This is a genomic window from Flavobacterium xueshanense, from assembly GCF_900112975.1.
GTDB lineage: Bacteria > Bacteroidota > Bacteroidia > Flavobacteriales > Flavobacteriaceae > Flavobacterium > Flavobacterium xueshanense.
Genome location: NZ_FONQ01000002.1, coordinates 79680 through 100830, shown reverse-complemented (window position 1 = coordinate 100830; position 21151 = coordinate 79680). Strand labels below are relative to the sequence as shown.

The 21151-nt window shown below is 35.5% G+C and carries 18 protein-coding genes; 9 read left to right on the top strand and 9 right to left on the bottom strand.

The window, feature by feature from the left end:
* Window positions 1-9: 9 nt before the first annotated feature.
* The 3 genes from BMZ76_RS02625 (at window position 10) to BMZ76_RS02615 (ending at window position 3417) form a co-directional block, all read left to right on the top strand.
* On the top strand, window positions 10-1380 hold the full coding sequence (locus BMZ76_RS02625; protein ID WP_091203172.1) for an NADH-quinone oxidoreductase subunit N: 1371 nt from the start codon (window positions 10-12) through the stop codon (window positions 1378-1380).
* 195 nt (window positions 1381-1575) lie between these two features.
* Window positions 1576-2292 (top strand): DsbA family oxidoreductase, encoded by a 717-nt coding sequence (locus BMZ76_RS02620; protein ID WP_091203171.1) that lies wholly within the window; start codon window positions 1576-1578, stop codon window positions 2290-2292.
* A gap of 141 nt (window positions 2293-2433) precedes the next feature.
* Window positions 2434-3417 (top strand): Gfo/Idh/MocA family protein, encoded by a 984-nt coding sequence (locus BMZ76_RS02615; RefSeq protein WP_091203170.1) that lies wholly within the window; start codon window positions 2434-2436, stop codon window positions 3415-3417.
* Between the two features lie 81 nt (window positions 3418-3498).
* On the opposite strand, the gene BMZ76_RS02610 is transcribed toward BMZ76_RS02615, so the two are convergent.
* Window positions 3499-4173 (bottom strand): hypothetical protein, encoded by a 675-nt coding sequence (locus BMZ76_RS02610; protein ID WP_091203169.1) that lies wholly within the window; start codon window positions 4171-4173, stop codon window positions 3499-3501.
* 436 nt (window positions 4174-4609) lie between these two features.
* Between BMZ76_RS02610 and BMZ76_RS15825 the strand changes: the two genes are divergently transcribed.
* Complete coding sequence (locus BMZ76_RS15825; RefSeq protein ID WP_167547404.1) at window positions 4610-4777, top strand: LexA family protein; 168 nt, start codon at window positions 4610-4612, stop codon at window positions 4775-4777.
* Between the two features lie 90 nt (window positions 4778-4867).
* Here BMZ76_RS15825 and BMZ76_RS02605 read toward each other — a convergent pair whose 3' ends face one another.
* The 5 genes from BMZ76_RS02605 to BMZ76_RS02585 all read right to left on the bottom strand — a co-directional run bounded on the left by BMZ76_RS02605 (window position 4868) and on the right by BMZ76_RS02585 (window position 11783).
* Window positions 4868-8041 carry an efflux RND transporter permease subunit gene (locus BMZ76_RS02605; RefSeq protein WP_091203168.1) on the bottom strand — a complete coding sequence of 1058 codons (3174 nt, stop codon included), beginning with the start codon at window positions 8039-8041 and terminating at the stop codon, window positions 4868-4870.
* 68 nt (window positions 8042-8109) lie between these two features.
* The gene (locus tag BMZ76_RS02600) at window positions 8110-9171 is read right to left on the bottom strand and encodes an efflux RND transporter periplasmic adaptor subunit (RefSeq protein ID WP_091203167.1); all 1062 of its coding nucleotides are present in this window, start codon (window positions 9169-9171) and stop codon (window positions 8110-8112) included.
* Between the two features lie 5 nt (window positions 9172-9176).
* Window positions 9177-10517 carry a TolC family protein gene (locus BMZ76_RS02595; RefSeq protein WP_091203166.1) on the bottom strand — a complete coding sequence of 447 codons (1341 nt, stop codon included), beginning with the start codon at window positions 10515-10517 and terminating at the stop codon, window positions 9177-9179.
* Window positions 10518-10519: 2 nt separating this feature from the next.
* Window positions 10520-11116 (bottom strand): TetR/AcrR family transcriptional regulator, encoded by a 597-nt coding sequence (locus BMZ76_RS02590; protein WP_091203165.1) that lies wholly within the window; start codon window positions 11114-11116, stop codon window positions 10520-10522.
* Between the two features lie 145 nt (window positions 11117-11261).
* Entirely contained in the window at window positions 11262-11783 is a 522-nt protein-coding gene (locus tag BMZ76_RS02585) for a YceI family protein (protein ID WP_091203164.1), read from the bottom strand.
* 212 nt (window positions 11784-11995) lie between these two features.
* Between BMZ76_RS02585 and BMZ76_RS02580 the strand changes: the two genes are divergently transcribed.
* A complete protein-coding gene (locus BMZ76_RS02580; protein WP_091203163.1) occupies window positions 11996-12970 on the top strand; it encodes a polyprenyl synthetase family protein in 975 nt (324 codons plus the stop codon).
* A 133-nt stretch (window positions 12971-13103) separates the two neighbouring features.
* Window positions 13104-13454, top strand: coding sequence for a hypothetical protein (locus tag BMZ76_RS02575; protein WP_091203162.1), 351 nt, complete (start codon window positions 13104-13106; stop codon window positions 13452-13454).
* Here BMZ76_RS02575 and BMZ76_RS02570 read toward each other — a convergent pair whose 3' ends face one another.
* Both BMZ76_RS02570 and BMZ76_RS02565 read right to left on the bottom strand, forming a co-directional pair.
* On the bottom strand, window positions 13455-14786 hold the full coding sequence (locus BMZ76_RS02570; protein ID WP_091203161.1) for an alkaline phosphatase D family protein: 1332 nt from the start codon (window positions 14784-14786) through the stop codon (window positions 13455-13457).
* Between the two features lie 9 nt (window positions 14787-14795).
* Complete coding sequence (locus BMZ76_RS02565) at window positions 14796-15338, bottom strand: hypothetical protein (protein WP_091203160.1); 543 nt, start codon at window positions 15336-15338, stop codon at window positions 14796-14798.
* Window positions 15339-15457: 119 nt separating this feature from the next.
* Here BMZ76_RS02565 and BMZ76_RS02560 point away from each other — a divergent pair, with 119 nt between their 5' ends.
* Both BMZ76_RS02560 and odhB read left to right on the top strand, forming a co-directional pair.
* The gene (locus tag BMZ76_RS02560; RefSeq protein WP_091203159.1) at window positions 15458-18232 is read left to right on the top strand and encodes a 2-oxoglutarate dehydrogenase E1 component; all 2775 of its coding nucleotides are present in this window, start codon (window positions 15458-15460) and stop codon (window positions 18230-18232) included.
* A gap of 207 nt (window positions 18233-18439) precedes the next feature.
* A complete protein-coding gene (gene odhB, locus BMZ76_RS02555) occupies window positions 18440-19678 on the top strand; it encodes a 2-oxoglutarate dehydrogenase complex dihydrolipoyllysine-residue succinyltransferase (protein ID WP_091203158.1) in 1239 nt (412 codons plus the stop codon).
* A 56-nt stretch (window positions 19679-19734) separates the two neighbouring features.
* Here odhB and BMZ76_RS02550 read toward each other — a convergent pair whose 3' ends face one another.
* Window positions 19735-20175 (bottom strand): retropepsin-like aspartic protease, encoded by a 441-nt coding sequence (locus BMZ76_RS02550; RefSeq protein ID WP_091203157.1) that lies wholly within the window; start codon window positions 20173-20175, stop codon window positions 19735-19737.
* 149 nt (window positions 20176-20324) lie between these two features.
* On the opposite strand from BMZ76_RS02550, the gene BMZ76_RS02545 reads away from it, so the two are divergent.
* Window positions 20325-21092: a TatD family hydrolase gene (locus BMZ76_RS02545; protein WP_091203503.1), complete on the top strand. Its 768-nt coding sequence runs from the start codon at window positions 20325-20327 to the stop codon at window positions 21090-21092.
* Window positions 21093-21151 lie beyond the last annotated feature (59 nt).

Below are 21151 nucleotides of genomic sequence, written 5' to 3'. Positions count from 1 at the left end.
AATAAAACAATGAATACATTAATAGCTATAATAGGATTAGGTGTTTTATGCCTTTTATTTGAAATTTTTAATTTAAGAAAAGCCATTGTGCCTATAACAATCATCGGATTGTTAGGTGTTCTTGGCCTAACCATCTCTGAATTTAATTCGACAGAAAGTTACTATAATAACATGATTGTTGTAAGTAAATTTTCAACTACATTTTCTGGTTTGTTTATCATACTTACTATTTTCTTGGTGGCTTTAAGTCATAATTTTTACGAAAATCACCAATCAAAAATATCAGATTTTATTGCCATAAAAGTTTTCTTATTAGCGGGATCGGTTGCAATGGTCTCTTTTGGAAACTTGGCGATGTTCTTTTTAGGAATCGAAGTATTATCAATATCACTTTACATTCTTGCGGCAAGTGACCGTATGAACTTAAAAAGTAACGAAGCGGGAATGAAGTATTTTCTTATGGGATCTTTTGCTTCGGGAATTATTTTGTTTGGTATCTGTTTAATTTACGGAGCGATGGGAAGTTTTGATGTTACCGAAATCAGTGAATTATCGCAGTCTGCTGAATTACCAATTTGGTTTCCAATTGGGATTGTATTGGTAACGATTGGGATGTTGTTTAAAATTGCTGCAGTTCCTTTTCATTTTTGGGCACCGGACGTTTATGAAGGTTCTCCTGCTTTGACAACAGCATTAATGAGCACCTTAGCAAAAGTAGTTGCGATGGCAACATTATACAAATTATTATCGGTTATGAATGCTGATATTTCTGAAGCATTCAAAATAGTTGTTGTTGTCCTTTCTATGGCTTCAATGACAGTTGGAAATATTATGGCTTTGAGACAAACGAATGTGAAACGAATGTTGGCCTTTTCAGGAGTTTCTCATGCTGGTTTTATGTTAATGACTTTATTAAGTTTATCCACTTCTGCAGGAAGTTTGTTGTATTATGCCTCCGCTTATTCTTTATCTGGTATCGCTGCTTTTAGTGTGATTTTATACGTTTGTAAAAATAGAAATAACGAAGATATTACTAACTTCCACGGACTGGGAAAAACCAATCCGTTGTTAGCAGCTATTCTTACAGCGGCTTTACTTTCTATGGCTGGTATTCCAATTTTCGCTGGTTTCTTTGCTAAGTTGGTTTTGTTCAACGAAGTGATTCAAACGGGTTATTTAGCTTTAGTGATTGTTGCAGTTGTGAATTCTATTATAAGCGTTGGATACTACTTCAAATTGATTTTGGCGATGTATACTAAAGAATCAAATGAAGAACGAACAGGAAAACCATTCTTAATTTATGCGGTAGCAGTTGTAGCGATTGTATTGAATATCGCATTAGGGTTATTTCCTTCTTTAGTTTTGGATTTGTTGGCTTAGACCAAAGTTTTAAAAATATATCGGAAACCATCAAAAGCAATTTTGGTGGTTTTTTTGGTTTAAAAGCGCTTTTGTGATTCAAATAAATATTTACTATTCAGTTATATATAATTAAATATTAAAACTCAAAAATCTCAAAACTGAATTGATTATTTTTGTATACAAATGATTTAATCTTTTACTAAATTTAAAAACATGGGAAATACATTAAAAATACAAATCTGGTCGGATATTATGTGTCCATATTGTTACATAGGAAAAAGGAGGATAGAAGGTGCTTTAGCGCTCTTTGAACATAAAGATGCTGTTGAAATTGAATGGAAAAGTTTTCAGTTAGACGCCGGTTTCATAGCGTCTCCGGAGAATAATATGGTAGAACATCTGGCAGAAAAATACAGAAAAGATAGTGATTGGGCTCAAAATATGCTGGACAGTATGACCGAAAATGCTAAAAATTCAGGATTGGATTTTCATTTCGAGAAATCTATTTTGGCCAATTCTTTGAATGCGCACCGACTGTTGCATTTGGCTAAAAAACACAATCTGGCCAATGACTTAGAAGAATTATTGTTTAAAGCCTATTTGACCGATGGTAAGAACGTTAATGATTTGAATACTTTGAAAGCGTTAGGACTGGTGGCAGGACTAAATGCCGAAGCTATTGATGAAGTGCTAAATTCTGATGCCTACGCAAATGAAGTGCAAGAGGACATTAAAGAGGCGCAAGCGATCGGTGTTCAAGGGGTTCCTTTTTTTGTTTTCGATAACAAATATTCCGTTTCTGGGGCTCAACATGTAGAAACATTTGTGAATACATTGGAAAAAGTATGGGAAGAAGGCAAATTTGTTTCAAAGCTTACAGTATTGAAAGCTACTGATGGCAAGAGTTGTGGAATCGATGGATGTGATTAAAAATAAAATTTCAAACCATTCAGAAACTAAGTTCCATGAAGCGTTATATCTAAATGAAACTCAATGTCTGAATGGTTTAATTATTTTGCGAAACATTTACAGTCGCGCACAATCGTCAGAAGTAATGAAAAATTATTTATTATGAGTGAACGTACAGGAGTAATTCGTTGGGGAATATTGGGATGTGGTGCTGTTACCGAACTGAAAAGTGGTCCTGCATACCAGAAAACGGATGGCTTTGAGGTGGTAGCAGTAATGCGAAGAGATGCGGTAAAAGCCGCAGATTATGCTAAAAGACACGGAATAAGTACGTATTACACCAATGCTGATGATTTGATTGATGATCCTGAAATCGATGCGATTTACATTGCCACGCCTCCGGATGTCCATAAATTTTACGGACTCAAGGTAGCAGCAGCCGGAAAAATATGCTGTATCGAAAAACCTTTGGCGCCAAACTATAAAGATTGTCTAGCAATTCATAATGCTTTTGCCACAAAAAACATTCCTTTGTTTGTTGCTTATTACAGACGTACTTTACCTCGTTTTGAACAGATTAAAACTTGGCTTGATACCAATAGCATTGGTGAAATCAGACACATAAGATGGCATTTGAGTAAACCGGCAAATTCTACAGATGTATCCGGAGATTATAATTGGCGAACCGATGCCGCTATTGCTACAGGCGGTTATTTTGATGATTTAGCGAGTCATGGGCTGGATTTGTTTATTCATTTTTTAGGAAATATAAAAGAGGTTTCTGGTTTTAGTCTCAATCAGCAAGGATTGTATTCTGCTAAAGATGCCGTGACTGCGTGCTGGGTTCATGACTCTGGAATTACGGGTTCTGGAAGTTGGAATTTTGGTTGCTATGAACGGGAAGATAAAGTGGAGATTTTTGGGAGCAAAGGAAAAATAACGTTTTCTGTATTTGAAAATGAACCGATACTGCTTTCTAACGAACTGGGGCAAACGGAATTATTTATTGAACATCCTGAAAATATTCAGATGTATCATGTAAAGCAAATGCGAGAAGACCTTTTGGGGAATAGTAAGCATCCTTCCACGGGTTTAACAGGATCGCATACAAGCTGGGTTATGGACAAGATTATTGGGAATCTTTAGTAGTTCTCAATTGTTCAAACAAAAAATCCGCTGATACGAATACCAACGGGATTTTTCAAACCAATCATCCAAACCAAACAATCATCTTCTGTTTATTACAATTGCAGTATTATTGGATACTTTAGTGTCTTCAATTTTGGCTTTCGTACCATTGTTTTTATAATAGTAGTGCTCTTGATCATTGGAGTTTTGGTTATGATCATAATCATAATCGTTGTCGTAACTGTTGTTTTGGGCATATTGATATCCTCTGCCACCTTTTACAGTTCCAACCATATCAACAATTTGACCACGACGGTTGTAGATAATTTGTAATCCGCCTACTTGTTCCAACGCATAACGGTTGTATGTCATGTAGACAGAACCTACTCGTTTTATTCTATCATTTGAGTCATAGTTGATAAACACATTTCCAATACGTCTTACTCTGCCCAAATTGTCGTGTTCTACTTTTACGCCATAATTTCCGTTCCTGCTATTTGAGGGCGCACCGTATGTTGTATTGAAACCGTTTTTTTTACCCATTTTATAATACATACCGTCATTTGAACTGATTGAAGGACGTGTATTAAAATCAAATTGTCCGTCATGAAACACGAAGAACTCAATTCCTCTTTCTATGAACACAATCGGGTCGGCATCTCTAAAATCTACTGCAGATCTTCTTTCTACAGAAAAATCTATTTTTTCTGTGGCTGTCGCTACATTACCTCCAAATACGAAGATACTAGCTACTAAAAAGGTAATTTTTTTCATGATACATCTATTTTGAATTTTGCCTACTCTTGAGCTTTTCGGCTTTCGCTTTTTTGTTTTATTTGATAAGCAATATCCAAGTAGTATGCCAAACTTTTGAATCAAGATGTTGTGTTTTTAAATTGAAGATTTCTTTTTAAATTTAAAACGTTTAAATACAGTACTTTATATTTTAAAAATAGCGAAAAATAATTTTATTCAAAGGCAAATGTTAAGATTTTTTAACATGTTTTCTGTTGGATTTGATACGTTTTTTTTGGGGTGTTAGCAATGCAATAACGCTATTAAAATAGCCATCATTAATTTGATCAAAAAACTTAGTGAAAATCCGTTGGTTACTTTTTACAGTAGTTATAGGAAATATCAGTACTGCTATGGGAGCAATGACAACTATGTTCTGAGTGCGAAAAGAAGTTTGGAACCGAAAAACAATTAAGTGGCGATTTGTGTTATTGAAGGAAAATTTACCGTAAAACGTGGGCAAGTCGAGAAAGATTGTTTTTATCTCATGCCTGAAAATTCCAATTATGCTCCGATAAAAGGCATCAAAGAAAACCAATTGATCATTTGGAGAATTGGGATAGATGTGAGTAAGAAGTTTTAGTTAAATCTTTTGCTTTTAATTAAATACCATTAAAAACAAGGGCTTCCAATACTATTGGAAGCCCTTGTTTTATTTTAAATTGATTACTGTTTAAACGGTATGTTTTGGATTAAAACCATCCTCACTTAGTTCAATATGGTTATAATCAGCAACCATTTCAGCTTGGTAATCAACTTTTTCTCCTTTACTGAATTTAGCAATTAATTTCTCCATGATTTCATAAATTACCGGAACAATAATTAAGGTTAAAAATAGGGACGAAATCAATCCTCCGATAATAACCCACGCCAATCCATTTTTCCATTCCGCACCGGCTCCACTTGCAAGTGCAATTGGCACCATACCAAATACCATCGCAATAGTGGTCATCAAAATTGGACGAAGACGTGCATGATTCGCCTGAATCAATGCGGTTCTTATAGTTTCACCAGCTGCTCTTCGCTGATTGGTGTAATCCACAAGCATAATCGCATTTTTACATACTAAACCAATTAACATAATCAGACCTAGAATTGTAAAGATATTCAGCGTATTATTGGTTAAAGCCAAAGCCAATAGTGCTCCAATAAACGAAAGCGGAATAGCAAACAATACCACAAACGGGTGAGCAAAACTGTCGTACAATCCAACCATTACAAGGTAAACTAAGATAATAGCGGCCAGTAAAGCAATTCCTAATGTTCCAAAACCTTCGGACTGGTTTTCCTGATCTCCACCCCAAATGTAGTTTACACCAGTTGGTTTCTTGATTTGGTCTATTTTTTCTTGCCATTGCGCGACAATTGTTCCTGCCGGAACTCCTACGTTTTGTCCTTTTACCGTAACCGATGCCGTTTTATCTCTACGTTCTAACTGGCTGGGTCCAGAACCTTCTTTTACAGTGGCGAATTGTGATAATTTGATTTGTTCGCCTCTTTCATTAATGAAAATCAAGTTGCTCACATCATTAATACTCTTTCTGTCAAAAGCGTTGTATTTGATGTTGATATCATATTCATATTCACCAGCTCTGAATTTTCCGTCAGTGTTTCCGCTGTACGCAGTTTGCATGGTCATACCTACAGTTTGTAAACTTAATCCCAAAGCCGCCATTTTATCTCTGTCAACTTGTACATTTATTTCTGGGTTTCCATCTTCTACAGATAATCTAATTTCTGTAGCACCAGGAATTTTATACAATTCAGCTTCGGCTTTTTTGGCGAAAGCCATGGCGCTTTCAAGAGATGAACCGGTTACGATTAATCCTAATGTCGCGTCTTCGGCAGTTCCTAAAAGACCCACAGGGACGGTTTTTACTTTTGCACCAACCAGTACTTTTTCCAGTTTACGTTTTATTTTCGCAGCGTATACTGAGGCTTCATCAGAACGGTCTTTTTGCTCGATCATTTTGACGTCAATCTCTGATTTGTATGCGGTAGCTTGTGATGCTCCTAAACCTTCACTGGTTTGACCCACGGTTGTAATTTGACTTTTCACATATTCTTCTTTTTCCAAGAAAGCTTCTGCTTTTTGAGTCATGAAATTGGTTTGTTCCAATGAAGCGTCTTTTGGCATTTCAATTTGAACTAAAAACTCACCACTATCTGATGCGGCAAAAAATTCTCCACCAATAAATCCTGCCGGCACAAGCGCGATAGAACTAAAGAAAATGAACAGAACAATTGCCAGAGTAGTTTTGTAATGGTCCAAACACCAAGTCAATAAACCAGAAATCCAGTTGATAAATCGGGTTAAGTAACTTTCAAATCCAAGAATAACTCTTCCAAAAACATTTTTACCCTCAATATGTTCTAATTTTCCGTAACGGGAAGATAACCAAGGAATAATGGTAAAGGAAGCCAACAAAGAGAACAACGTTGATATAATTACGGTCACACAAAATTGTGTAATAATATTAGAAACCAATCCGGAGCTCATTGCAATTGGTAAAAACACAACAACGATTACTAATGTGATTGAGGTTACTGTCCCGCCAATTTCTGCGGTTCCATCATAGGAAGCTCGAATTCGGCTTTTTCCCATTTCCATGTGTCGGTAAATGTTTTCCAAAACCACAATTGCATCATCCACAAGAATACCAACAACAAGTGATAATCCCAGTAAACTCATTAAATTCAGCGTGTAACCCAATAAGTATATTCCAATAAAAGTTGCAATCAATGAAGCAGGTATAGAAACCATTACAATCAATGAATTTCTAATACTATGCAAGAAAAACAACATTACAAAAGCCACCAAGAACACTGCTATCAGCAAATCGTGTACTACAGAGTCAGCTGCTTCCAGTGTGAAAACCGTACTGTCTTTTGCAACTTCCAGCTTAAGTTGAGTGGTTTTATAATCGTTTTCAAGAGCAGTAATTGCTTTTAATAATTCCTCACTTACAGCAACTGCATTTGCATCAGATTGTTTTACAATTTGTAAAATAATCGCACTTTTTTGATCGACACGGGCTATTTTTTCAGTGATTTTTTGCGTATCCTGAACATCAGCAATATCGCCTAAACGAACTTGAATTCCGTTTTTTGAGGACACTACCAAGTTTTTTAGTTCTTCAACATTTTTGTATTTTCCAGCTAAACGAATTAAGATTTTTTGTTCTCTTGTTTGAATATTTCCTGTTGGAAAGTCAAGATTGGAAGTTAAAATATTTTGTTGTACCTGCGGAACAGAAAGTCCGTATCCTTGCATTTTTACTGCATCAAGATTGACTTGAATTTCTCTTTCCTGTCCACCAATGATATTTACTTGCGCCACACCGGCTACACGAGAAAGTACAGGAGCTATTTTTTTATCTATTAAGTCATAAAAAGCGGCTTCATCCATTTTTCCGTTGGCACCAATAGTCATAATTGGTAAATCGCTTAGGGAGAATTTAGTCAAAGAAGGCGCTTCAGCATCGTCCGGCAATTCGCTGATGATGGAGTTTATTTTTCGTTGCGCATCATTCATTGAAATGTCAACATTGGCACCGGAATTCAAAGTGATAGAAACCGTAGACAAACTTTCGTATGATTTAGAATCTAATTTTTTGATGTTTTCTAATGAAGCAACGGCATCTTCAATTTTTTTTGTTACCGTGTTTTCTATTTCACTTGGAGACGCTCCAGGGTAGATAGTGGCAACAGTAATTACATTGGTTTCGAATTTTGGAATTAATTCGTAGCCCAATTGGCTGTAACTGAACAGTCCTCCTAAAGTTAGTATCGTAAATAGTACGATGACTAATGAAGGACGTTTTATGGATATTTCTGCTAATTTCATATATTTATATTTTGTGTCTGAAAGCTTTAGGCTTGAAGCGATTTCTTTAAGACTTTCGACTTTTCGACTTATTTTATAACATCCACTTTAGATCCGTCCTGAAGGTTGATTTGACCGGTAACAATTACAGTTTCGCCTTCTGAAAGCCCGTTTAAAATTTCTACTTTATCACCAAGAATTCTTCCGGCTGTAACCGTTTTCAGTTTAGCAGTTCCGTTTTCGATTACAAATATTTCATTGCTGCTCACACTTCCTACAAAAGCATTTCTAGGAACGATCATCAAAGATTTTTTTCCTTGATTTGCAGAAAATTCGGCAGTTCCGTACATACCGGCTTTCAAATCATTTGCAGCATTATTAGCAATTTCTATTTCTACCGGAAAGTTCAAACTTGCGTCCGCTTTTGGAGCGATGAACGAAATTTTTCCGGAGAAGGTAGCATCAGGATACACGCTTGCTTTTACGGTAATCGTATTGCCTAATTTTAAACCTGCAACCTGATTTTCATTGACGTTGACTTTCAATTTCAATTTTGAAACATTTACAATGTCAAACATTTGTGTTCCGGCACCAAGAACAGATCCCGGTTCAATATATTTCTTGTTTACAATTCCGTTTATTGTCGCCTTGATATTGGTATCACCAATATTTACTTTCGCTTGTTGCAATCTTGATTTTGAAGTTACTAAATTCAATTTCGCTTGGTCTAATTGTTGTTTTGTGACACCACCCGTTTTAAAAGCATTTTCAAAACGACCGTAATCGGTCAAAGCATTTTGATAAGAAGCTTGTGCCGTTTGTAAGTCAGCCGTAATTTGTTCGCTTCTTACAATTGCTAACGTTTGACCAATGCGCACTTTGTCGCCTTCATCAACTAAAACGCGAACTACTCTTCCTGATTTCTCAGCAGAAAAACTTAATTCTTGTAGTGGTGCGAAATTTCCATTGGCAGAGAAATCGAGCGAAACTTCTTCAGTTTTTACCGTTGCAACTTTAACAGAAATTCTGGCATTTTTCTCTGCGACAATAGCAGTTTTAGCTTCGTTTTCTTTTTTGTTATTCATCAATACATATCCGATCACGCCTAAAGTGGCTACGATTGCTACAACGATTAGTATGTTTTTTTTCATTTTTTTTAGTTATTTATAAGTGATTTTAATTCTCCTTTTGATTTGATTAATTGTATTTCTGCCAGCTTATAGTCTAATATGGCTGATGTGTAGTTGTTTTGCGCTTCAGTCAATGAGTTTTCAGCATCTAATAAATCAGTTAAAGAAGCTAATCCTTGAATGTAATTGTTTCTGGTGTTATCTAAAACCTCTTTGGCTAATTGCGCATTTTCTCTTTGATTGTTAATGATAGTTAGGCTATTGTCGATTTGAGTTTTTGCATTGGCGAAAGCCAGGTCAAGGGATAATTTTGTATCGTTTAGATCTTCTTTTATGGATTGTAAATCGATATCAGCTTGTCTTACTTTAGCACGGGTACCAAATCCAGTAAAAATAGGCACTTTTAAATTTAAACCAATTGAGGAGAAATCTGACCAATATACGCCATCAGCCGGTTTTCCTCCAATAGGCATTACAGGACCTTGACCAATATAATTGTACCCGGCGCTCAATGATACTGTTGGGTAATAACCAGCTTCAACAGCCTTTTTTTGATAAGTCAACAATTGTTCTTGTTTTTTCAAAAGCAAATATTCTGTTCTGTTTGACGTGTTCGGAACTTCAGACAATGATTGCGGACTCACTTCGAAAGCAGTATTAGGAATCACGATTTGAGTTTCTATTGGCATTCCCATGTAGAATTTCAACGCGTTTTCTTGGATTTGGACTGCGTTCAACACTTGTTGGCGTTGCGTATTGATGTTTGAAATTTTAACTAAAATTCGATCCAAATCAATTTTTTTAGCTAATCCGTTGTCAAATTGTCCTTTAATTATGTTTCTTACTTTGGTAGTATTTTTATATGTACTATCAATGACTGTAAGTTTTTGTCTTTGCACATACACCTGATAATAATTATTGGCCACGCGCTCAATTACTTGTTCTTCGGTTAGTTGTTCATTGATTTGATAAAATTCTCTGGTAGATTTCGCTGCTTTCAAGCCGGTAAAAACGGATTGGTCAAATAACGCTTGTGTCACAGAAACGCCAGCAGTTGAAATCCATTTTTGACCAAAATTAGCTTGAATAGTACTTCCTGGTTGACCAAAATTTGCTCCATCAATTACAGTTGTCTGTAAAACAGGGTTGTAAGTCAGATTACCGTTAGCTGAAATTTGTGGTAAAGCTCTGGAGCGTACTTCCTGAATTTGGTATTCGCTGTTTTCCACTTTCAGTTTTGCTTTTTTAGCATCGGCTTTATTCTCTAAAGCGTAATTGATAGCTTCTTTCAGTGTAAGCGATTTTACATTTTGTGCATTGGCACCAAGCGCAAATGTCAAAATTATTAATAGAACTGTTTTTTTCATTATTATGTAATTGGATTAAGTAAGTTTTTTTCTAGTTCGGCAATTCCTTTTTCTGTTGCCATTGCTCGAGTGTGGTATTCTAAAGCCTCCATTTCTAGTGCAAAAGCCTCTCTTTCAGAGCGGGTGTTTTCGTTTATGCTAAAAATCAATGCATAATAAAGTTTGATGTAGGCTTCAATATTTAGGTTTTTTCTGTACAAGCCCTGAGCAATTCCTTTTTCGATATTTTGCTTGAAACAGCTTTCACATTCTTGAACTTGATACTCTAAAACCGTTTCGTAAACTTCCGGATAATGTTTCTTCAGTTGATAAATTGGGGAAGTATCAGTTGATTTAAACATATCGGCAAACATTTTCCTAATCTGGAAGTTTTCCTCAATAGCATTGTAGTTTCTAGAAATAATTTCGGTGATAATTTCATGAACTTCCTTGTGAAGCACTTGTGTGCTTTCTTGTATCAACAATTCTTTGTTGGCAAAATATTTATAAATTGTTTTTTTTGAAATACACATTTCACCAGCAATATCATCCATAGTGATGCTTTTGAAACCTAGTTTCAAAAACATATCTTTTGCTTTATTTATAATTTTTTCTTTCATTTTTTGTAATCTGAAATAGTTTATTATGCTTTAAATCAATTAATTAAGTTTGAAAATGGAGTACAAATGTACAAAGGAAACTATTAGCACTGAAATAGTTTCCATTAATTTTGTAATTATTTAACATTCGACTACGGTTGAAGTTTTAAACGGTAAATTCTAAATTGGCAATCAGTTTAATATCCTGACCCAGAGCTAATCCGCTAGTTTGAGTGAATGAATTAAAGGTTAGCCCAAAATCTTTACGGTTAATTTTTCCGGTTATTTCAAATCCTGCCTTTTGATCCCCATTGTAAGCATTGATTCCAATGAATTCCGCATCTAGTTCAACTGCTTTAGTAATGTTTTTGATAGTCAGATTTCCTTTTAAAAAATTGATATTCTTATTTACTTTTTCGAATGAAGTCGACTTAAAGCTGATGATTGGATATTCGTTGACATTAAATAAATCATTAATTTTTAAATGCGTGTCAATTTGTTCCAGTTTAGTGTCTTTGTTGTTTACATCCAAAGAAAACTCAATCGATGCGTCTTCAATTTCATTATTTTCTATGTCTATGTGTCCGCTGAATTTGTTGATTGTACCCGCTAAATAAGCAATTATAGAGTGTCTCATTTTAATCAGAACATCAGATTGATTCGAGTCAATTGTCCATTTAGTTTTCATAATTCTCGGGTGTATTAAAAATTTAATCGATTCGTACAACCGCTCAAAAAATTCTGTTAGGCTTTGAACGGTTAAATTCGACTGCAAATGTAAGATGGAAACTTTGAATACCAAAATAGTTTCCAACGTATTTTGATTTATTTAACATTTGATAATGAAACGGAGTTTGTAATGCAAATTGAATACTGTAAATTAGCCAAAAAATTTATTTTATGCATTCTATTTACCAGTATCAGGAGTTCCTTTCGGATTATTTGCAATCACAATATGAAACCAAAGAACCTAGAAATTTATATGAGCCTATACATTATATATTAGATCTTGGCGGTAAACGAATGCGTCCAGTACTTACATTAATGAGTGCTGAGGTTTTTGACGCAGATTATAAAAAAGCGTTACCGGCGGCTTTGGCTGTTGAGGTTTTTCATAATTTTTCGCTGGTACATGATGATATTATGGATGATGCGCCTTTGCGAAGAGGGCATGAAACGGTTCATGAAAAATGGAATTTGAACACGGGGATTTTATCGGGTGATGCAATGCTGATTTTAGCATACCAATATTTCGAACAGTACGAACCAATTATTTTTAAAGCTTTAGCTAAACTCTTCAGCAAAACTGCACTCCAAGTTTGTGAAGGTCAACAATGGGATGTTGATTTTGAAGAGCGTAATGATGTTACTATTTCGGAATACTTGAAAATGATTGAATATAAAACTGCTGTTTTAGTAGCTGCAGCCATGAAAATGGGGGCAATTATTGCGGAGACCTCTGAAGAAAACGCAAATTTGATTTATGATTTCGGACTCAATTTAGGGTTGGCTTTTCAATTACAGGATGATTTTCTAGATGCTTTTGGAAATCCAGAAACCTTTGGAAAACAAGTAGGAGGAGATATCATCGAAAACAAAAAAACATATTTATATCTCAAAGCAGTTGATTTTTCAAAAGATGAGGAAGCAAAAGAATTGAGAAGCTTGTTTTCAGTTCAGCCTGAAGATAATACCAATAAAATAGAGAGAGTGAAAGTGCTTTTTAATAGTTCTGGTGCGTCAAAGGCAACGCAGGATGCGATTCAGGATTTTACTTTGAAGGCTTTCCGTACTTTAGATAAAATGAATATTGGTACCGATAAAAAAGAAATGCTGAAAGCTTTTGGTGAAAATTTAATGGGAAGGAAAGTGTAATTCAATTTCAATTTCAAAAATCAATAGCAACGTTGACTTTGAAAGTTGATATTTAAAATTAACAAAAAGTAAATTGTACCATAACAACAATATTGAAAATTGCTATTGATATTGCCATTGAAATTTTAAAGATATGTTTATAGTTCCAAAAAATACCGATTTACTACTTACTGAAGCAGAAGGCGAAAACTTATATTTGAAATTAATCGAACAAATGAATAAGGATTTCAATCTCGCTAACGAAGCAATTGATTGTTCTTTGAATAGTACACCTGACGAATTGAAGTTGCTATTGCATGAAAAAATCTATCGACTCATTCAATACAAGTTTGCCGAATACCTCAATTTACTTTACATAATTGATGTTTCTGAAGAAGAAATAAAAAAACTGGACGGATCAGATTTAGTAGTTCTTGCCGAACAGGTATCTTTTTTAATTCTAAAAAGAGAATGGCAAAAAGTGTGGTTTAGGAACAAGTATTAGTTATTGTAAGTCTTTTTTTGAGATTGTTTTATTCCATAATTCAATTCCTGCAGTATCAAAAACAGTTAATTTCATTTGGCGATTTTCTTTTGAACCTAAAAAAGAAAGGGTTCCAAAATTATGTTGCGCAATCAAACTGCCTTTTATTCTGTAAATGTTGTTTTCCTTTAAGATATTTTCAGATGCAACGCCAGAAGTTAACGGCGAAACAGTCCAGTCGTATAACGGATAGGTATTGTCTCGAGGAACCTCAGAGAATTCAGTAAAATGTCGGTCACCGCTTATAAACAGAATGCCCTTTATTTTATTATCAAGAATTTCTTTTAACAATCGTTCTTTCTCTTTAGGATAATTGCTGTAGTTTTCTTTTTCTGCCACTGAATTTAATACTTGCCCGCCAATTACAATTATTTTAAAACTGGCTTTGGAAAAGCTTAAGGCATTAATCAGCCATTCTAATTGTGTGTTTCCTAAAACTGTTCTTTCGCCGGTGATTCTGTTGTTTGGAGTTTTGAAAAACCGGTCATCCAATAAAAAGAATTGAGCGTCACCCCAGCTAAAGGTCGAATAAATACCTTCGTTTTGCGCTGAATTCATGCCGTAACTTTTATTTGCCCAGAAATCTTTAAACGCTTTTTGAGTCAGAAATTTGTTGTAAAAACTGCCATCGCTATCATCCGGACCAAAATCATGGTCATCCCAAATGGCAAAATTCTGTGTTTTTGCCAGCAAAGGCTGTATTTCTTTTATTGACCTTGAATGAGTATAGCGATGATAAATCCCAGTTTTACTATCCCAATCCGCTTCTCTGAGATAAATATTGTCGCCACTCCATATCATAATTTCTGGATTTTTTTTGGCAATACTTTCAAAAATTCCATACTCACTTCCATAGGCTTTTCCCGGTCTGTCCAAAGGAGTTTCGTTAAAATAGGAACAACTCCCAATTGCTACTGTAAAATCAGGAGCATCTTCGCGCCACTCCCATAATTTTTTTGATGAAAAAGAAGTTTCGTATGGCAACATGATTTTTTTGTCATTTATGAGAACCTCATACTTATATTTTTTTCCGGGACTTAATTGATCTAAAATAATATGGTGCGTGAAGCCAACTTCTTTTGAAGACGAATAGACCTCAGAATAGAAAATTTTGCTAGGATTGTCAAGGGCAAAATAAGCTATTTTCACCGAAGCTTTTCTGTTGGTTTGAAGCCAAATCACCGCCTCCGTCATTTCGCAATAACCCACCATAGGGCCAGATTGTAATATATTATTTTGAGCAAAACTGTAACTTACAAACAATATACAGAATAATTGAAAGGTTTTTTTCATAGCAGATAATTAAAAATACATTCTGAAGAATGGCATAAAGGCACTGCCGTAAATATTGTTTTTATCGTTCAAAACATTATAACGGGCGCCAATTGTCGCATTTCCGGATCGGTAACCGGCACCAATAAATAATCCGGTATTCCAATAATCTTGTGAATTGCTATTGGACCCATCCAAATTTACATTGACTCTTAATTGTTCGAGTTCAGCCGAAAGTTGGATTTGATTTATTGGATTTAACAATCCGATTAAACTTCCCCCATACAAATGCGAAGCGTAATAATCCTTTTGCTTTAAGTATTTATATTGCGCACCAACACCAAAAGCCACGTATTTATTGAAATTATAAATAGCACTGGGCGCCAAAGAGATATCAGTATAACCGGAACCAAATCCTAAACCAATTCCGCCTCCAAATTGGACATTTCTCCAAAATTCATTCTCCGTTTCTGATTGCAAATCATCTTGTTGTGCAAATAAGCAACATGAAAAAAAAACGGCAATTAGTGTGAAAAATGATTTGGATTCCTTCAAAAAGCAATTCTTAGTCATAAGTTTTAGTTTTTTAACAATATTCAATGTAAAAGTATCTTAAATTAAATTATAAATTTATTGTATTATCGTACTTTTGCAAGACTATTTTAACAAAAAAGGTATATTCACTAAATATTATGGATAGGTTTTCATTTTTAAACGCAGCACACACAGAATTTTTCGCACAATTATACGATCAATATTTAGAGAATCCAGATAGCGTCGAGCCAAGTTGGAGAAGTTTTTTTCAAGGTTTTGACTTTGGGATGACAACTTACAATGAGGAAAACCCTGTGGAACAAATAGCGAATTTTGCCTCTAATAATACGGATGTAAGTTTGATCTCTGAAAAGCTTCAAAAAGAATTCAACGTATTGAAATTAATAGATGGGTATCGCTCTCGCGGTCATTTGTTTACTAAAACGAATCCGGTTCGAGAAAGACGTATGTCATCACCAACGTTAGAAATCACAAATTTCGGACTTTCCTCCGCAGATTTATACACTATTTTTGATGCTGCAAAGGTGATTAATATTCAGCCTTGCACGCTTCAGGAAATCATAACACATCTTGATACAATATACTGCCAGCACATTGGGGTGGAATATATGTATATCCGTAAACCGGAAGTAGTGGAGTGGATTCAGAAAAAGTTAGGTGTCAATGATAATCAGCCTAAATTTTCTTTGGATGAAAAAAAATCAATTCTGAATAAACTGAACCAAGCCGTTTCTTTTGAAAACTTCTTGCATACAAAATATGTAGGTCAAAAACGTTTTTCTTTGGAAGGTGGAGAATCAATCATTCCGGCTTTAGATGCTTTAATAGAAAAAGCAGCTGAAAAAGGAGTGGAACAATTTGTAATGGGAATGGCACATCGTGGCCGATTGAATATTTTGGCCAATATTTTTGGCAAATCAACCCAAGACATATTTGGAGAGTTTGATGGTAAAGATTACGACCAGGAATATTTCGACGGAGACGTAAAATACCATTTAGGACTTACAGCTGATAAAGTTACTAGTACTGGTAAAAAAATTAATATCAATTTAGCGCCAAATCCTTCGCATCTAGAAACTGTAGGTGCAGTAATTGAAGGAATCACAAGAGCAAAACAAGACAAATATTTTCCTAACGATTTCTCAAAAGTATTGCCAATCGCCGTTCACGGAGACGCCGCAATTGCTGCTCAGGGAATTCTTTATGAAATAGTGCAAATGGCACAACTAGACGGTTATAAAACCGGTGGTACAATTCATATTGTAATCAATAATCAAGTAGGATTTACAACTAATTACCTTGATGCGCGTTCTTCTACGTATTGCACGGATGTTGCCAAAGTAACACTTTCACCGGTATTACACGTAAATGCGGATGATGCGGAAGCCGTAGTTCACGCAATGTCATTTGCATTGGATTACAGAATGCAATTTGGTCGCGATGTGTTTATAGATTTATTAGGATATAGAAAATACGGACATAACGAAGGTGATGAGCCTCGTTTTACCCAACCGGTATTGTATAAAATTATTGCCAAGCACAAAAATCCAAGGGACATTTATATGGAGAAATTACTTGCTGAGGGAGTAATTGATTCCACTTTTGTAAAAGGATTGGAGCAAGAATACAAATCAAACTTGGAGATAAACTTAGAAGAATCCCGTAAAAAAGATTTAACTATCATCACACCGTTCATGAAAAATGAATGGAAAGGTTTTGAACAAGTTTCTGATGTGGAAATGCTAAAAAAAGTTGATACTACTTTCCCTGTGGCAGGACTTACTGAGGTAGCAAACGTAATTTGTAACTTACCTTCAGACAAAAAATTCATCAGCAAAATACAAAAACTGATCAACGACAGAAAAACAATGTTTTTCGAAACGAATAAGCTGGATTGGGCTATGGCTGAACATTTAGCGTATGGTTCACTTTTAAAAGAAGGATACGATGTTCGTATTTCCGGACAAGATGTGGAGCGCGGAACATTTTCTCACCGTCACGCCGTTGTAAAAGTGGAAGATTCAGAAGAAGAAGTAACTTTACTAAGTAATTTAGAAGGAACAACTGGAAAGTTCAATATCTACAATTCACTGTTATCTGAATACGGAGTTTTAGGATTTGATTACGGATATGCTTTGGCAAACCCAAATACATTAACCATTTGGGAAGCACAATTTGGAGATTTCAGTAATGGAGCCCAAATTATGATTGACCAATATATCTCTTGTGGAGAAGACAAATGGAATAACCAGAACGGAATCGTTTTACTATTGCCTCACGGTTATGAAGGACAAGGAGCAGAGCATTCTTCGGCTAGAATGGAGCGTTATTTGCAACTCTGCGCCAGACATAATATGTATGTTGCGGATTGTACAACGCCAGCCAATTTCTTTCACTTGTTGAGAAGACAAATGAAAACAACGTTCCGTAAACCGCTTATTGTTTTTACACCAAAGAGTTTGTTGCGTGATTCAAGAGTGGTTTCTACCGTTGAAGAATTTGCAAACGGATCTTTCCAGGAAACATTCGATGACCAAACAGTGAATAAAGACGAGGTGAAAACACTAGTTTTCTGTACTGGTAAATTCTATTATGATATTACTGCCGAAAGAGAAAATCTTGGTAGAAATGATGTTGCGGTCGTTAGAATCGAACAATTATTCCCATTGCCGGTGGATCAATTAAAAGAAATTATTGCTAAATATCCAAATGCTGACGATTATGTTTGGGCACAAGAAGAGCCAAAAAACATGGGAGCGTACAGCTTTATGTTGATGAATTTCGATTTAGTAAAATGGAGATTGGCGTCACTAAAAGCATACGCGGCTCCGGCAGCAGGAAGTTATACAAGAGCAAAACGCCGTCAGGCCGATGCTTTGCGAATGGTTTTTGATAAAAATTTATATAGATAGTCATTGCTAGGAACGTGGCAAAGTAATCTCACTAAAATAATTATTTTTAGGAGCCAGGAACCTGCTTTACGTTGCAATCTTTTTATTTTTCAAAAAAAATAAAAAGGATTTTCACTGCAATCAGGGCTAAAAAACAGTTCACACAATAAACATAGGTTGTTCGAGAACAATTTAAAACTTAAAATTCATAATTTAAAATAATAGAACATGATTTTAGAAATGAAAGTCCCATCACCAGGGGAATCTATAAAGGAAGTTGAAATTGCAACTTGGTTGGTAAAAGACGGAGATTATGTAGAAAAAGACCAAGCAATTGCTGAAGTTGATTCTGATAAAGCAACATTAGAATTGCCAGCAGAAGCCAGCGGAATCATTACTTTAAAAGCAGAAGAAGGCGATGCAGTAGCAGTAGGAGCAGTAGTGTGTCATATTGATACTGCCGGAGCAAAACCAGCTGGAGATGCACCAGTTGCTGAAGCTACAAAAACAGTTGAAGCGCCAAAAGCTGAAGTTAAAGCAGAAGCGCCAAAAGCGGCTCCGGTAGTGGCAGCTCCAGTAGCAACGTATGCTTCAGGAACTCCATCTCCGGCAGCAAGAAAAATATTAGACGAAAAAAATATAGCGCCAGCTTCTATAACCGGAACGGGAAAAGACGGAAGAATCACTAAAGACGATGCCGTAAATGCTGTGCCTTCAATGGGAACTCCTACAGGTGGTTCTCGTGGATCGGAACGTACTAAATTATCGATGTTGCGTCGTAAAGTGGCTGAGAGATTAGTTGCCGCTAAAAACGAAACGGCTATGTTAACTACTTTTAACGAAGTAAACATGACGCCAATCAACTTGATTCGTAATGAATACAAAGATGCATTCAAAGCTAAACACGGTGGAATTGGTTTAGGATACATGTCTTTCTTTACGAAAGCAGTAACCAGAGCGTTAAAATTATTCCCAGATGTAAACTCAATGATGGATGGTGATCATAAGATCGCTTTCGACTTTTGCGATATTTCAATTGCGGTTTCAGGACCAAAAGGATTAATGGTTCCCGTAGTTCGCAATGCGGAAAACTTAACTTTCCGTGGTGTTGAAGCAGATATTAAACGATTAGCGCTTAAAGCACGTGACGGACAAATCACAGTTGATGATATGACTGGTGGAACCTTTACAATTACTAACGGTGGTGTTTTTGGAAGTATGTTGAGTACGCCAATTATCAATCCTCCACAATCTGGAATCTTAGGAATGCACAACATTATTGAGCGTCCAATTGCAGTAAACGGAAAAGTGGAAATCCACCCAATGATGTACGTAGCTTTGTCTTATGATCACAGAATTATTGATGGTCGTGAGTCAGTTGGATTTTTAGTTGCTGTGAAAGAAGCTTTAGAAAACCCAATGGAATTATTGTTAGACAACAATCCTAAAAAAGCGTTTGAATTGTAATTCTAAGGTTTTAGAATATAAAAGAATCCTGTTTAGTATGTGCTAAACAGGATTTTCTATTTTAACAAATACAAATAATGGTTGTAATAATCGACAATCGCCTTTCCTTTCATCAAAATATCAGCGCCAATAATACCATGAACAGGTTTGGCCTTGTGTTGCGTTAGCGCTTCATTTACATGAGACAAATCAAAAATAACGAGGTCGAAATTAGAATTTTTCCAGGAACCAAGCTGCAATTGATTTTTTAAAGCCAGTTGCGTAAACATTCCGGTGGCTCCTGCGCCAGCGGCTTTCGTCTTTGATTTTTTTGCATCCAATAAAAATAAATCGACACTTTCAAATCCCACACAACTGTTTGAAGCTCCTGTATCAAGAATAAAATTCCCTGTCACACCATTTATTTTTGCTTTTATCAAAAGATGTTGCGTTTTAGTAATTTTAAATTTTACTTTTTTGTAGTTTTCTTTTTTGAGAATATCGTGGAGGTTCTTCATTTATGCAGAATTTATTTCAGTAATTTTTAACTGTTTACAAAGATACATGGAGTTGCTTAAGGAATTGTACGAATCTTTTTAAAACCATTTTTTCGACAACATTTATTCATGTAATTTTGTGCTCTTAAACTTTACACTTGAAAGCAACTATAACCATCACCGATACACATACTCATTTATATTCAGAGGAATTTGATCAAGACCGGAACGAAATGATACAACGCGCCATTGATGCCGGTGTCTCGCGTTTTTTTATTCCCGCAATCGATTCTACCTGCACGGAAGCGATGTATGATTTGGAGAAAAATCATCCCAATACTATTTTTTTAATGATGGGTTTACACCCAACGTATGTAAAAGACAATTATCTCGAAGAATTACAACATGTAGAAAACGAATTGGCCAGAAGGAAATTCTACGCCATAGGCGAAATTGGAATCGATTTGTATTGGGACAAAACCCATTTGCCACAGCAACGAATCGCTTTCAAAAGACAAATTCAGTTGGCGAAACACTATAAATTACCCATTGTGATTCATTGCCGAGAAGCTTTCGACGAAATTTTTGAAATTTTAGAGGAAGAAAAATCAGTTGATTTATTTGGTATTTTTCATTGTTTTTCAGGAACCTATGAGCAGGCGTTACAAGCAATTTCATATAATATGAAGTTGGGCATTGGTGGTGTGGTGACTTTTAAAAACGGAAAAATCGACCAGTTCCTAAACCAAATTGATCTTAAACACATTGTTCTGGAAACAGATTCTCCCTACTTAGCGCCAGTCCCCTTCCGAGGTAAAAGAAATGAAAGCAGCTATATTTTAAACGTAGTAGAGAAGCTAGCCCAGATTTACAGCCTTTCGGCAAATGAAATTGCGGCGATAACCACGGAGAATTCGAAAGCTATTTTTGGGATTTAAATTAGAATTCACCTTATTTTGATATTTTTTTTGTTCATTTGCCCACACAAAAACTGAGA